Below are 13,607 nucleotides of genomic sequence, written 5' to 3'. Positions count from 1 at the left end.
GTGGCCCGGGAGTTGGGGATCATCGAGGGACGTTGGGGACCTGGGTGGCCAAGGCCCAGCCGGGGAGGTCACGCGAGAACGCGCCGTTGAGCGAGTCCGAGCGCGCGGAGATGCAGCGCCTGCGCAGGGAGATCATCGATCTTCGGCCAGCGTGATGTGCCCAAGAGCTTGGTGGCCCACTGGGTGCACGAGGCGATGTGCTGGTATCCGTGGCCGGATCTATCGCCGCCCAGAGGGCGAACCACGGCGTGCTGCCGTCGGCGACTACGCGTCGGGCGTTTCTGGGCGTTCGCAGGGAAGGTTCTACGAGTGGCGCGACGGCGACCGTTCGGCGCAGGAGAGAACACCGTCGCGGCGATGATGCCCGAGCTCGGGCTGGCCGCCGAGTGTCGGCGGACCACTCGTCAGCGTCGGAATCGGTGGCGGGCACCGAACCTGGAGCGGTCGGGACTTCGGCACCGATCGGCTCAACCACAAGAGGTACGGCGACGGCACGGAGATCCCCTCCGATCTGGGCAAGCTCTACCCGTCCGGGCACAGCTGGCTCAGGCACCGTCTTGGTCGATTGCCGGAAGGGGACCCGACAGCATCACCAGCACTTGGTGGGCCAGGTCCTCGGGCGTGGTCGATCCCAGTGGGTCGTACCACCGGAAAAGGCTGGTGAGCATGGTCAGGGTTAGGTTTGCCAGGACCGTGCCATCCGCTTTCGGCTCGAGTCTCTCGCTCTTGCGGTAATCATCCAGGAGCTCGGCGAAATCGCGGGTAACGGTGTGGGACCAGGATCGGAAGGACTGGAGCGCCAGCTCCGACAACTCCGGTTGCTCACCCCAGACAGTGGCGTAGAAGACGCGTTTGCTGGACGCTGACTCGATGTGGAGCTTGACGACCGCCCGAATCTTCTCGCGGGGCGAGAGGTTGCTGGTGAGCAGGGCCTGCAACTTCTCGCTGAGCTCCTCCGTGACGTGCGCCACCATCTGGTCCAGGAGCCACAACTTGCTCTCGATGTACTTGTAGATCGTCGGACGGGAGATCCCGGCCTCGAGGCAGATGTCGTCGATGGTCGAGCTTCGGTAGCCCTTGGTCTGGAACACGCGAGCGGCGGCTTCAATGATGTCAGCCGTGGTCGTCGCCCGTTGCCTGGCCACACGTGCTCCCTCCGGATCCGGACGGCTGCAGGCTACTCCACCGGTGTCTCGAGGCTCGTGCGGTGCTCACATAGCTCTCGAGGCGCAGAGTGAGGACCGTCTTGCCGTGCTGATTCTCCAGGCGGCCCTCCACCTCGAGTTTCGCCATGCCGTTGCGCGGGGGACAGGCGCCGTTGACACGGACCCAGCCGGTCAGGACGTCGCCAGGGAGGACCGGCCGCGGCAGCAGCATCTCGCGGATCGCACGTCCCGCGAAGACGGCCCAGGAGGAGTACGCCGCGTCGACGGCGAGCCGCTGGAACATTGCAAAAGTGTGGAGCCCGCTGGCGATCACACCGCCGAAAGGACCCCCGTCGCCGACGTGGATTGGAAGCGGGTCCCACCGCTGCGCGAAGGCGCGGATCTCCGACTCGGTCATGGTGACGGGGCCGAGCGAACTCAGTACGCCGACCCGCGCGGCGAGGTCTTCGGCGTACAGCAGACCGTCCTGGATCGGAGCTGGACCCGCACTGCTCACGACGCGGGCACCTTTCTCGAACGAGGTCGTGCTCGACCTTGACGTACGTGAAGACTTGCCTAGACTAACTGATGAGTTAATCCGGCGGAAGGCGTCAACATGGCTCACTCAGCCCCCACCATCCCGGCCGCCTCGCGCGGAGCGACGTATAGCGACCTCATCGTCGAGGCGTTTGAGCGCTTCGCGGACAACGAGGCGTTCGTGCTCGGCGAACAGCGCATGACGTTCGCCGAAGCGGCCGACTCCATGAGTCGCATAGAGCAGCTGCTCGTCGACCGCGGAATTTCCCATGGGTCTGGCGTGGGGGCGCTCAGTGTCAACATCCCCGAGGTCTGGCTGACCCAGGCGGCGACCTACCTCATCGGCGGCCACTACACCGGCCTCCACCCGATGGGGTCCGTCGAGGATCACGTCTGGATCTGCGACGACGCCGAGATCGAGGTCCTCATCGTCCATCCGACATTCGCGGAGGTGGGAGCCGCTGTCGCCGAACGCTCCAAGACGGTGAAGCATCTGCTCGTGTTCGGTGAGTCCGACGCTGGGCAGGACCTGTTCGAGCTGATCGAGGGCTACGACCCGAAGCCGCTCGAGCCGGGCCCGGCCGGCCGGGAGGACCTCGCCTGGCTGCAGTACACGGGCGGGACCACCGGCACGCCGAAGGGCGTCATGCTCTCGCACCGAGCGATGGCCGAGCAGTGCAAGGCGGTGCTGACGAGCTGGCAACTCCCCGCCAAGCCCCGCTACCTGGTCGCACCGCCGATCACGCATGCCGGGGTGCTGCCGCTCTTCCCAACCCTGGCCCGCGGCGGCACGGTCATCTTGCTTCAAGGCTTCGAGCCGAAGTCCTTCGTGCAGGCGATTGAGAAGGAGCAGGCCAACTGCACCTTCGCGGTGCCGACAATGATCAACGCCCTGCTCGACCACACCACATCGGAGGACGCGGACCTGAGCTCGCTCGAGACCTTCGTTTATGGCGCAGCACCGATTTCGCCCTCCCGGCTCACCCAGGCCCTGAACCGGTTCGGGCAGAAGTTCGTCCAGTGCTATGGCCAGACTGAGTGCGTCGGCGTTACGACGAGCCTCCTACGTGAGGAGCACGACCCGGTTGGGCGTCCGGACCTGCTCAGTTCGTGCGGGCGTCCGGTCATCGGCACCACGGTGACGATCGTCGACGAAGCCGACCAGCCGGTCCCTGATAGGATTCCCGGTGAGCTCTGTGTCCGCTCGCCAGTCATCATGTCCGGCTACTGGAACCGGCCCGACTTGACCGAGGAGACTCTGCGCAATGGGTGGCTGCATACCGGGGACATGGCGATGCGTGACGAGCAGGGCTATCTCCACATCGTGGACCGCAAGAAGGACATGGTGATCTCAGGCGGGTTCAACGTCTATCCGAAGGAAGTCGAGGACGTGATCGCGGCGCATCCCGACGTCGCCGCGGTGGCGGTCGTAGGCATGCCGGACGACAAGTGGGGCGAGGCGGTCACCGCGTTCGTTGTCCTCCACGAGGGAGCCGCCATCGACAAGGCCGTGCTCAAGCGGCTCGTGCGCGACGCGAAGGGCGCGCACCAGGCGCCTAAGGAGATCCACCTCGTCGACGCGCTGCCCGCCACCCTCGTCGGGAAGATCGACAAGAAGCGTCTGCGCGCCATGGGTGCAGAGATCGGCGCCGAGGGTGGGGATCGATGAGCGCAGTGACGCGAGCCGCCGTCACTCGTATCGACAAGGGCCCCGTGGCCTGGTTGTCGCTCAACCGGGCCGAAGCGATGAACGCCCTTAGCGAGCGCGTGCTCGATGCACTTGCCGCCCATCTGGCTGACATCGAGGACGAGCGGGACGTGCGTGTCGTGGTCGTCACGGCGACGGGCCGTGCCTTCTGCGCCGGCGCAGATCTCAAGGAGGTGCTGGGCCCGGACGGCAAGGTGGATCCCGCTCGACTGCTCGCCTTCGAGAAGGGGGCGGCCGAGACCTTCGCCATGCTCGCCTCGCTGCCGAAGCCAGTCATCGCTGCGCTGAATGGGATCACGATGGCGGGTGGACTGGAGCTTGCACTGCACTGCGATCTAGTCGTCGCCTCGGCCGACGCGCGCCTCGGCGACGGCCACATCAACTACGGCCTCCTCCCCGGCGCCGGCGGCGCAGCCCGGCTGCCACGGGTGGTCGGCCCCACCCGCGCCAAGTACCTCGCCTTCACCGGTGAGCTGGTCACTGCGAAGGAGGCGCAGGCGATGGGCCTGGTCAACGAGGTCGTCCCGGCCGACCAGCTTGTGACGCGAGCCGAAGAGCTTGCCACGACGATCGCGCGGCGCAGCCCGAGCGCGTTGCGCCTGTTCAAGCAGGCGATCGACGACGGCCTCGACCAGCCGCTCGCCAGCGCCTTGCGGCTCGAGCGACTCGTCACCGCCGAGCACCTGCACAGCGCTGACGTCGACGAGGGGCTCAGAGCCTTCGCCGAGAAGCGTGCGCCGCTGTTCAAGACGACGTCGGGAGGCACCAGATGACGGACCGTGACGAGCTCGCTGACTTCCGCGACAGCGTTCGCGCGTTTGCGCGCAAATCCTTCCTCGAGGGGTATCTCGAGCGCGCTCAGGGTGCCCCCTACCCGCGAGATACCCTTATCGACCTCGGAAGGAATGGGTTACTCGGCCTTTGCGTCCCCGAGGAGCAGGGAGGTCAGGGATCGGACCTGCAAGCCCTCGGCATCGCCTGCGAAGAAGTCAGCTACGCCGACGCTGCCTGCGGCTACCAGGTGTTCGCCAACAACGTCACGGCCGACCTGCTGGTCAAGTCCGCTTCGGAAGAGGCAGTCCGCCGCTGGCTCGGACCGGTGATCGCAGGGGAAGCAGTCTGTGCCATCGCACTCACCGAGCCCGCGTCCGGGTCCGACGCCCAGGCGCTGAGCGCCAAGGCCGTTCCTGTGGACGGCGGCTGGGAGCTGTCGGGTGAGAAGACCTCGATCACCCAGGGGCCCGATGCAGACCTCGCGATCATCGTCGCGCGTCAGACCGACACGGGACGCATCAGTGCATTCGTCGTGCCCATGGACTCACCCGGCCTGTCCGGCCAGCGCTTCGCCGACCCTGGATTCCGGCCGGTCGGCCGCGGTTCGATCGCCATGGAGGGTGTCTTCGTTCCGCACTCGCACCAACTCGGTCAGGGCGGCGAGGGGTTCGCAATGATCATGAACGAGTTCGACCTGACGCGCACCCTTATCGCGTTCATGGTCGTCGGCATCGCCCAGCGGGCCATCGACCTGACCATCGAGCACATCAAGACCCGCACGAGCTTCGGCAAGCCGCTGAGCCACTACCAGGGCGTGACCTTCCCGATCGCCGAACACCTGACGTACCTCACTGCCATCCGAGCCCTGGCCACGTCCACGCTCGAGGCACGCAGCAACGCAAGGCCGCACACCGTCGAGGCGGCAATGCTCAAGTGGTGGGCACCCCAGGTCGGCTTCCAGGCGGTGCAGGACTGCATCGTGCTCCACGGCCATGTCGGCTGGTCGGAGGAGATGCCGCTGCAGGCATTGCTGCGCGACGTGTCCGGCTTCCAAATCGGTGACGGCACGCCACAGATCCAGAAGCTCATCATCGCCCGGTCCGCCATCGGCCGCGAGGTCATGGGCCGCTGAACCGGCACCGAGAACCACAACGCTCCCGGGAGAAGCCGTGAAGATAGAGAACGTCGTAGCAATCGTGACCGGTGGCGCCTCCGGCCTAGGTGAGGCCACCGCCCGCCGCCTGCTCGCGCTCGGAGCCCGGGCAGTCGCCGCGTTCGACCTCAACGACGAACGCGGAGCCGCCCTCCGCGCCGAGCTGGGGGAGCGCTACCGCTACCACAAGGTCGACGTCAGCCAGCTCGACCAGGTCGAGACGGCCGTGGCGGCCGTCGAGTCCGAGCACAGTGCCGTCCAGGTCGTGGTGAACGCCGCCGCCGTCGCCGCCCCCGCCAAGCTCCTGTCCAGCCGCGGACCGCTGCCTATGGAGGTCTTCGACAAGGGGATCAAGGTGAACCTCTACGGCCCGATCCATGTGATGCGCAGCGTGGCCCCCGGCATGGCGGCCAGCGAGCCTACCGCCGGCGGCGAACGTGGTGTCATCATCAACGTCGCCTCAGGCGCGGCGTGGGAGGGCCAGATCGGGCAGATTGCCTACAGCGCCTCCAAAGCCGCCCTCGTCGGCCTGACGATGCCGCTGTTCCGTGAGCTCGCCCAGCACGGAATCCGTGTCATGACGGTAGCGCCCGGTGCCTTCGACACGCCGATCTACGACCAGGTCCCTCCCGCCCTGAAGGCGGAACTCGCCGCCCAGTCACTCTTCCCACGGCGCATGGGCGAGCCCGCGGAGTTCGCAATGTTGATCGAAGAGATCGTCCGAAACCCTATGCACAACGGCCGTTCGATCCGGCTGGACGCCGGGATGATCCTCCCGCCGAGCTGACCCGTCCTCCCATGGACCGCGACCTAGAATCAGGAGCATCGACGTGACCAACCCCGTTCCCCTGCGCGAAGGACTCTTCCGCGAGACAGCGGCAGGTCCGACCCTGCTCGCGAGCTGCTGCACCGCGTGCGGCCACACGTCGTATCCGCCCGCTCCTCGCTGCCTCGACTGCGGCAGGGAAGCGCAGGAGCCCGTGGAACTCGGCTCAGACGGCGAGCTGCTCTGCGCGACCGTCGTACACATGGGCAACCACCGCTACCCACCTGGCTACACCGTCGGCTACGTGACCATGCCCCACGGCGTGAGGGTCTTCGCCCAACTCGCGATCTCCGCCGGCGAGGACCTTCCGGCGCCCGGCACCCCGATGACGCTCGAGATCGTGCCGATGTGGCGTGAGCAGGAGCAGGACGTGCTCGCCTACCGCTTCGTCCCGGCGCCCGGAAAGGAATCCGCCCATGCGTGAGGTCTTCGTCATCGGAGTGGGACAGAGTGACTTCTGCAAAATGCCCGAGCGCAGCATCGCCGACCTGGGAGGCCAGGCCGCCCGCGCCGCGATCGCCGACGCAGGCATCAACTCCGCCCAGATACAGGCCGTCTTCTCCTCCCGGGTCTACGACGCCATGATCACCAGCCAGACCATCATGAAGGACCTCGGCGTTACCCGCGTCGAGATGGTCAACGTCGAGAACGCGTGCGCGGGTGGATCGACAGCGATCCGCAGCCTCTACAAGGACATCGCCGCCGGCTTCGTCGACCTCGGCATCGCCATCGGTGTCGAGTCGATGACCACGAGTCCGATCGCCGGGAAGCTGATCCCGCCGGACAGAGACGACCTCGACGGTCAGCTCGGACTCAGCATGCCCGTACTGTTCGCGCTTCAGGCGCAGCGTCTCATGGAGACCCACGGCGCGACACCTGAGGACTTCGCCCAGGTGTCGGTCAAGGCGCATGACTTCGGTGCCCTGAACCCGCGAGCGCAGTACCAGAAGCGCTTCACCGTCGAAGAAGTACTGGCCTCCCGGATGATCGCCGACCCCATCACGCTGCTCCAGTGCTGCCCCAACACCGACGGAGCTGCTGCCGTGGTCATGGCGTCCGCCGACGTGGCGAAGAAGTACGCCGAAGCACCGGTCCGCGTTGCTGGATCAGCGCTGGTCTCGGGCGACTACGATTTCCGGCGCTCCGACATCACGACCCTCGAGCTCGGTGCGCGGGCGGCGGCCCTCGCCTACGAGCAGGCCGGTGTGGCGCCCTCCGACGTGGATGTCGTCGAGTTGCACGACGCCTTCGCGAGCGAAGAGATCGTCCACTATGAGGACCTGGGGCTGTGCGTGCGCGGTGATGGCGTGGGTCTGCTCCGCTCCGGCGCCACCTCGTTAGGCGGGAGCATCCCCGTGAACCCGAGCGGTGGGCTGCTGTCCCTCGGCCACCCGCTGGCCGCATCCGGCGTCCGGGTCATCTGCGACATCACCGACCAGCTGCTCGGGCGCAGCGGAGCCAGCCAGGTACCTGGCGCGAAGGTCGGCCTTGCCCACATGCTGGGTGGCGTCGCCACCGGGCTGGACGCGGCAGCCGGCAGTGTCCACATTCTGACGGTCTAGCAGGTTGAACGTAGTTCGCGAGTTGTAGGTCGTGTCATCTGCTCGATGCGTCTGAACACTTGTGGGGGGCAACGCCTTTCCATACGACCGCCCCAAGGCCGAAGGCGCCGGGGTGTTTCGTGACGCGGTCCGCTGCACCATCAAACGGGTTGGTCTATGCCCGTGGCCTGAACCTGGTCGTGATCACCATGCAGATACAGCCGCCGTGGGGCGGGTGTCCGGTCACGGTTTCGGTCAACGTTCGGGTGCACAAGAAGCACGCCCCACGACGACGGTCGCCCACGTCGTGGCGATGCTCGCTGAGATCGTCGACTGGCTCCCCAGGCGGTGCTTCCATGGTCACCGACGGCGCCACCCCCACCCTCGCCGGCGCCGGGCTACCGGGAGCCCACCGGACCTCGAGGATGCGTCGTGAAGCCGCCCTCAACGAGGCCGCGCACCGCCAACCGGGGCAGTCCCCCCGCACTAAAGGCGAGCGGCTGCCCACGACGGCCAACTGTCCCAGACCGTGCCTAAAGGCGGCTGGCGCAAGGTCGCCGTCGACGTCCGCGGGCACACCATGGACCGCCTGATCACCGTCCGACTCGCCACGGCTGGGCATTTCTGATCCGCTGGTCCGCCCAGCCTTCCACGTGTTGATCCCCGGTCAGTGTCGCGGAGAGCAGGCGGCGGCGATCACCCGACATCACGATCGTCAGCCCGGCCGCTCCACGGATCGAAGGTAAGGGAAGAACCCATTGACCCGGCGTCCAACCGCGAGTAGGTTTTTCGACCAGCGATCGAATCGGTGCATTGGTCGAGAGAACAGAGGGGCGCCTTAATGGATGCGTTTACGTACGACCGCGATCACGAGACCTTGTCGGACCGTCTCGTCGCCGCGCGGGCGCAGAATCCCCATCGAGAAGCGGTCGTCTGCTATGAAGACGACGGCGAGCGAGTGCGACGGCTGACCTATGACCAGCTCTACACCCAGGCCGGGGAGGTCGCCAAGGGGTTGAGTTCGCGGGGTATCGGTCATGGAGACCACGTCGTGGTATGGCTGCCAAACAGCATCGAGTGGGTGCTGTTCCAGCACGCCACCGCGATGCTGGGAGCCGTCTTCGTGCCGGCGAACTCCTTCTATCGGCAGTCCGAGTTCGAGTATCTGCTCCGGCAGTCTGATTCGGTGGCTCTAATTTACACTCCGCGATTTCTTAATGTCAATTACGAGCAAATCCTCCAAAATCTGTTGCCTGAGTTAAGCGGCTCCGCTGCTGGTGGCGACGGCCGATTCGACCGGTTTCCGATGCTGCGGGACGTAGTTTGCGTGGGGGATCCCAGTCTAACCGGAGTCATTGGCCTCGACGAGCTAGTGAATGCCGGGCGCTCCCTCAGTGACGAGGAGATTCTCAAGCTCACAGCCAACGTCAAGCCCAGCGACACGCTCATGATCATGTACACGTCCGGCACTACCGGGGAACCGAAGGGCTGTCTGCTGTCTCACGCGAATCTGTTGGAGAACGCGTGGCATTTCAGTGAGGCCATGGAACTTGATAGCGAAAGCAGGTATCTCATTCCAATTCCGTTCTTCCATAACGGCGGCTGTGTCCTTGGCCTGCTGAGCGCTCTTCAAAGGAAATCCACGCTGATCTCCATGGACCGCTTTGTTCCTCCCCTCGCCTTGCGTATCTTGGCTGAGGAAAAGTGCACTCATACAGGTGGAGTCCCCACCATCTACATCACGATGCTGCACGATTCGAGCCTTCCCGATTGGGACTTCGGCCCATTGAGGATGGCGTTCATGGCGGGCGCGCCGTGCCCGGTCGAAACGTGCAAGGCGGTGGAGGGCGCCTTCGGGCTGACGCTGATCATCGGACTGGGCATGACCGAAAGCTCGCCGCTGATCACCATTTCCAGCCGGACCGATCCCCTCACTCAGCGAGTCGGCTCTGTGGGCCGCCCCAAGGGATGTGAAGCCAAGGTCATCGACCCAGTTACTGGGGAAGAAGTGGGACCAGGAGTGGATGGCGAGCTTTGTACTCGAGGGCCCAACGTCATGCAGGGCTACTACAAGATGCCTCGGGAGACGTCCAGAGCGATCGACGAGGACGGATGGTTGCACACCGGGGACATGGTCAGGTGGGACGAAGACGGCTTCTATTACATCACGGGTCGTCTGAAGGACCTGTACATCGTCGGGGGGGAGAACGTTGCTCCGGCCGAGGTAGAAGCTTTTATGCGGACTCACCCTGCCGTCCAAGACGCCTATCTCGTCGGCGTTCCGGATGAAAAGTACGGGGAGGTGGGCCTTGCAGTGGTCCAACTGAAGGAAGGCCAGGAGGCGACCGAAGCGCAACTGATCGATTACTGCCGTGGACGGCTCGCCAGTTATAAGGTGCCTCGCTACGTTCAGTTCGTCTCCGAGTACCCCCTGACGCCGGCGGGCAAGGTTAAGAAGTTCGTGCTCCAGCATCAATATGCCGAAGCCCTAGGGATCAAAGCGGGTGAATAAGGCCGTGGTGGTGCCTCATGGAATAGGCACTGCATGGAGGGACGTCAAGAACGTGTCCTCGTCGAAGCGAGTCCTCTTTTACGAGGGCGAGGACACGCGGATGCTGAGAGCTGCTATCGCCGCGGCGGACGCGGGGTTGTGCCGTCCGGTGGTGTTAGGTCGCGTGTCTGAGATGCTGACCACTGCCCGTGGCCTCGGCCTGGACCTCAGTGCAGTCGAAATGCGTGACGTGAATGACGAGGTCTCGCTCGACAATCAGGTCGACGAATACGGGCGCCCCTGCCATAGGGTCGGCCTCGACACTGAGTTCTTGTCGAGTCGTGCCCATGCGAGCGCGCTGCTTGTCCGCTCCGGATGGGTCGACGCGGCCATCGGTGGGGCCCGGACCAGCAGCGCGGACATACTCGGTGCCGGAATGTCCTGTATCGGACTGGCGCCAGGGCGAACCACCGTCAGTGGCGCCGTCTTTCTCGACACCCAGCGGCCGGACGTCGGATCAGGGGGCACACTTGCCTTCGCCGACGCTGTCGTAACTCCCATGCCAACGGTTGAGCAACTCGTGGACATCGCTGCAGCCACGGCCCATTCATGGCGGTCCTTGATGCGGACCGAGCCACGGATTGGATTCCTGTCGTTTTCCACTAAGGGCAGTTCCAAATCCCGGCACGTAGATCGGGTACGGGACGCACTTCGTCTGTTCCAGCGGACTTTCCCCGACGAAGTCGTGGACGGGGAGCTGCAGTTCGACGCGGCTGTGTCTGGTGCCGTTGCCGCTCGGAAATCCGCATCAGGAGCGGTGGGAGGCTCGGCGAATGTTCTCGTATTCCCGAGCCTCGACTCGGCCAACATCGCCTACAAGGTGGCGGAACAGCTTGGGGGTTCCAAGGCACGAGCCTTCCTACAAGGGCTCGCTCGGCCATTTGCAGACGTCTCAAGGGGATGCACTGTGGACGACATCGTGACCACTGTTGGAATGCTGCTATACGACGTACTGCAGGACCGAGAGTCCCCGGGATCCCACTGTCAAGGAGAGATGAATTGAAGACGGTCAGGGTCGCGAACGGGCAAGCCTTCTGGGGCGACAGTCCCGCGGCGCCGGTAGCCCAGGTTAGAGGTGGCGTCATCGACTACCTGACTCTAGATTACCTGGCGGAAATCACCATGTCGGTGCTCCGGAAACAGTATGAGCGCGACGCGACTGCCGGGTACGCCAGGGATTTCGTCGGGCTGATGTCTGAAATCATGCGGGAGTGCCTAGAGCGAAATATTAAGGTAGTAGCCAATGCTGGTGGGATAAATCCGGAAGCTTGTGCCCGGGCCCTGCTCGACGTTGCCGCGGTACAAGGAGTCCGCGGTCTGCGTGTCGGTGTCGTCACGGGCGACGACATCATGGGGCAGTTGGACGACCTGATCCGGGTCGGGGTGTCCCTGCAAAACTTGGAAAATGGTGATCGGTTCGACACGGTCAGAGACCGGATAGCCAGCGCGAATGCGTATTTGGGGGCCGAGCCAATCGCGCGTGCTCTCGCTGAAGGTGCGAACGTCGTGATCACCGGACGTTGCACCGACCCCGGACTCGTACTAGGGCCGCTGGTGCATGAATTTGGTTGGCAGTGGGACGACTGGGACCTGCTAAGCGCGGGCACCATCGCCGGCCACATTATTGAGTGCGGGGCCCAAGCCAGCGGCGGGAACTTCCAGGGTGGTTGGGAGAAGATGCCCGACTTGGCTCATGTCGGCTACCCAATCATCGAGGCTCGCGCGGACGGAACCTTCATCGTTACCAAGCACCCCGGAACGGGTGGGGCCGTCACGACCGCGACCGTGACCGAACAGCTGCTGTACGAGCTCGGAGACCCCACCGCGTACCTGTCGCCCGACGTGACGGCGGACTTCACGAGTATTCGGCTGCGCGAGGTGGGTGAGGACCGCGTCGAGGTGTCAGGAGCGCGAGGCAACTCACCGACGGACTCGCTCAAAGTGTCGATGGCCTATCCGGATGGATTCCGGGGTTCCGCGATGATCACCTGGGCTTGGCCGGACGCGGTCGCCAAGGCGGAGTTGGCGGATTCCATCCTGCGGACCCGGCTGGACGAATTGGGCCTATCCTTCCGTCAGATCCGCACCGATCTCGTCGGCTACAACTCCGTTCACGGCCCTCTCACGCCGCCAGCATCGGATCCGACTGAAGTCGTCTTGCGGGTCTCGGTGTGGGCGGAGGACGAGCGTACGGTACGCAGGTTCGCGGCCGAGATCGCTCCTTTGGTAATGGGCCCGCCTGGGTTCACCGGCCTGCTGGCCGGTGGTCGGATTCAGCCAAGCCGGGTGATGGCCTACTGGCCGGCTCTGATCCCCAAGAGTGCGGTCGATCCTCAGGTGACTATTTGGGAGCGGGTATGAGACTCATCGACATCGCGCATGCCAAGTCTGGGGACAAAGGCGACTCTGTCAATATCGGCCTTATCGCACGCGATCGCTCGAATTATGCGCTGCTCGCGCGAGAGGTGACCGCCGATCGCGTGGCGGAGCACTTTGCGGGTATCTGCCTCGGCGAGGTTCGGCGGTACGAACTGCCGAACCTCGGGGCGCTCAATTTCGTTTTGGAGTCTGCGCTCGGCGGGGGAGGCACGGCTTCGCTACGGGTGGACGCTCAAGGGAAGGCGATGGGTGAGGCGTTACTGCTGATGGAGATCGATGCCTGAACGGCGGGGGCTCAATGGTGGCCCGGGGGTCCGCAGGATATGGATGGACGGGCATGTATGCCATCGCCCTAGGGGAGGGAGTCGTATCGTGACTGAGGGTGCAAGTGGAGAACGCAAGGCGCTACGGCAAGCCCGCCGGCGGAAGGAGATCCTCGCCGCGGCCGCGGAGGAATTTGCCACCTGTGGCTATCACGAGGCGAGTTTGCGTCGAGTCGGCGAGCGGGTCGGGCTTTCGAAGCCCAGTCTCTACTACTACGTCTCATCCAAGAGCGACCTGCTTGCTGAGTTGCTGAGCGACGCGATCGAGACTCAGCCGATCGAGGTTGAACAGGGCGAGCCATCCGAGCGTTTGCGAGCTTTCGTCCATACGCACGTGAGCCGTGTGGTGAACACGGTGGCAGGTAGGGCCTTGGCCGAGAACAGTGCGGTGCTGATGTCTAGGTCGGCCGCGCCTGGGCTGGCCGAGGCTCGGCGACATTACGAGGACGTCCTGATGTCGATCCTAAAGGCTGGCATTGAGGCTGGTGAGTTCCGGGACGTGCCACTGCGACCCGTAGTCAAGTTCATCTTCGGGGGACTCAACTCGCTTCCGCAGTGGTACGAGCCCGACGGGAAGATCTCCCTCGATCGGATGGTCGACGACATCATGGCGATCCTGTTGGCGGGTGTTCTCAATAGCGACGATTAGCAGGAGGCGGCGGCGATCCGC

Annotated in this window: 13 protein-coding genes; 11 read left to right on the top strand and 2 right to left on the bottom strand. The window is 64.8% G+C overall.

Annotated elements, in window-relative coordinates; all coding sequences use genetic code 11:
• Positions 1–545: 545 nt before the first annotated feature.
• A complete protein-coding gene (locus tag Q9R13_RS05445; RefSeq protein WP_310964058.1) occupies positions 546–1,145 on the bottom strand; it encodes a TetR/AcrR family transcriptional regulator in 600 nt (199 codons plus the stop codon).
• On the bottom strand, positions 1,114–1,662 hold the full coding sequence (locus Q9R13_RS05440; RefSeq protein ID WP_310964057.1) for a MaoC/PaaZ C-terminal domain-containing protein: 549 nt from the start codon (positions 1,660–1,662) through the stop codon (positions 1,114–1,116). Before Q9R13_RS05440 ends, Q9R13_RS05445 begins: the two co-directional genes overlap by 32 nt.
• A 99-nt stretch (positions 1,663–1,761) precedes the next feature.
• Between Q9R13_RS05440 and Q9R13_RS05435 the strand changes: the two genes are divergently transcribed.
• The 11 genes from Q9R13_RS05435 to Q9R13_RS05385 all read left to right on the top strand — a co-directional run bounded on the left by Q9R13_RS05435 (position 1,762) and on the right by Q9R13_RS05385 (position 13,586).
• Positions 1,762–3,351 (top strand): AMP-binding protein, encoded by a 1,590-nt coding sequence (locus Q9R13_RS05435; protein WP_310964056.1) that lies wholly within the window; start codon positions 1,762–1,764, stop codon positions 3,349–3,351.
• On the top strand, positions 3,348–4,163 hold the full coding sequence (locus Q9R13_RS05430; RefSeq protein WP_310964055.1) for an enoyl-CoA hydratase/isomerase family protein: 816 nt from the start codon (positions 3,348–3,350) through the stop codon (positions 4,161–4,163). Before Q9R13_RS05435 ends, Q9R13_RS05430 begins: the two co-directional genes overlap by 4 nt.
• Positions 4,160–5,296 (top strand): acyl-CoA dehydrogenase family protein, encoded by a 1,137-nt coding sequence (locus Q9R13_RS05425; protein ID WP_310964054.1) that lies wholly within the window; start codon positions 4,160–4,162, stop codon positions 5,294–5,296. The genes Q9R13_RS05430 and Q9R13_RS05425 overlap by 4 nt, the downstream gene beginning before the upstream one ends.
• 37 nt (positions 5,297–5,333) lie before the next feature.
• Complete coding sequence (locus Q9R13_RS05420; protein WP_310964053.1) at positions 5,334–6,104, top strand: SDR family NAD(P)-dependent oxidoreductase; 771 nt, start codon at positions 5,334–5,336, stop codon at positions 6,102–6,104.
• A gap of 43 nt (positions 6,105–6,147) precedes the next feature.
• Entirely contained in the window at positions 6,148–6,567 is a 420-nt protein-coding gene (locus tag Q9R13_RS05415) for a Zn-ribbon domain-containing OB-fold protein (RefSeq protein WP_162250900.1), read from the top strand.
• Positions 6,560–7,705, top strand: coding sequence for a thiolase family protein (locus Q9R13_RS05410; protein WP_310964052.1), 1,146 nt, complete (start codon positions 6,560–6,562; stop codon positions 7,703–7,705). The genes Q9R13_RS05415 and Q9R13_RS05410 overlap by 8 nt, the downstream gene beginning before the upstream one ends.
• An 820-nt stretch (positions 7,706–8,525) precedes the next feature.
• Positions 8,526–10,196, top strand: coding sequence for an AMP-binding protein (locus Q9R13_RS05405; RefSeq protein WP_310964051.1), 1,671 nt, complete (start codon positions 8,526–8,528; stop codon positions 10,194–10,196).
• Complete coding sequence (locus Q9R13_RS05400) at positions 10,189–11,238, top strand: phosphate acyltransferase (RefSeq protein WP_310964050.1); 1,050 nt, start codon at positions 10,189–10,191, stop codon at positions 11,236–11,238. The genes Q9R13_RS05405 and Q9R13_RS05400 overlap by 8 nt, the downstream gene beginning before the upstream one ends.
• Positions 11,235–12,596 (top strand): acyclic terpene utilization AtuA family protein, encoded by a 1,362-nt coding sequence (locus tag Q9R13_RS05395; protein ID WP_310964049.1) that lies wholly within the window; start codon positions 11,235–11,237, stop codon positions 12,594–12,596. Before Q9R13_RS05400 ends, Q9R13_RS05395 begins: the two co-directional genes overlap by 4 nt.
• Positions 12,593–12,898 carry an AtuA-related protein gene (locus tag Q9R13_RS05390; protein ID WP_310964048.1) on the top strand — a complete coding sequence of 102 codons (306 nt, stop codon included), beginning with the start codon at positions 12,593–12,595 and terminating at the stop codon, positions 12,896–12,898. Before Q9R13_RS05395 ends, Q9R13_RS05390 begins: the two co-directional genes overlap by 4 nt.
• 88 nt (positions 12,899–12,986) lie before the next feature.
• Positions 12,987–13,586 carry a TetR/AcrR family transcriptional regulator gene (locus Q9R13_RS05385; RefSeq protein WP_310964047.1) on the top strand — a complete coding sequence of 200 codons (600 nt, stop codon included), beginning with the start codon at positions 12,987–12,989 and terminating at the stop codon, positions 13,584–13,586.
• Positions 13,587–13,607: the final 21 nt, after the last annotated feature.

This window comes from Nocardioides marmorisolisilvae (assembly GCF_031656915.1).
Taxonomy (GTDB): domain Bacteria; phylum Actinomycetota; class Actinomycetes; order Propionibacteriales; family Nocardioidaceae; genus Marmoricola; species Marmoricola terrisoli.
The sequence above is the reverse complement of the archived record's forward strand: the minus strand, read 5'-3'. Positions and strand labels throughout refer to the sequence as shown.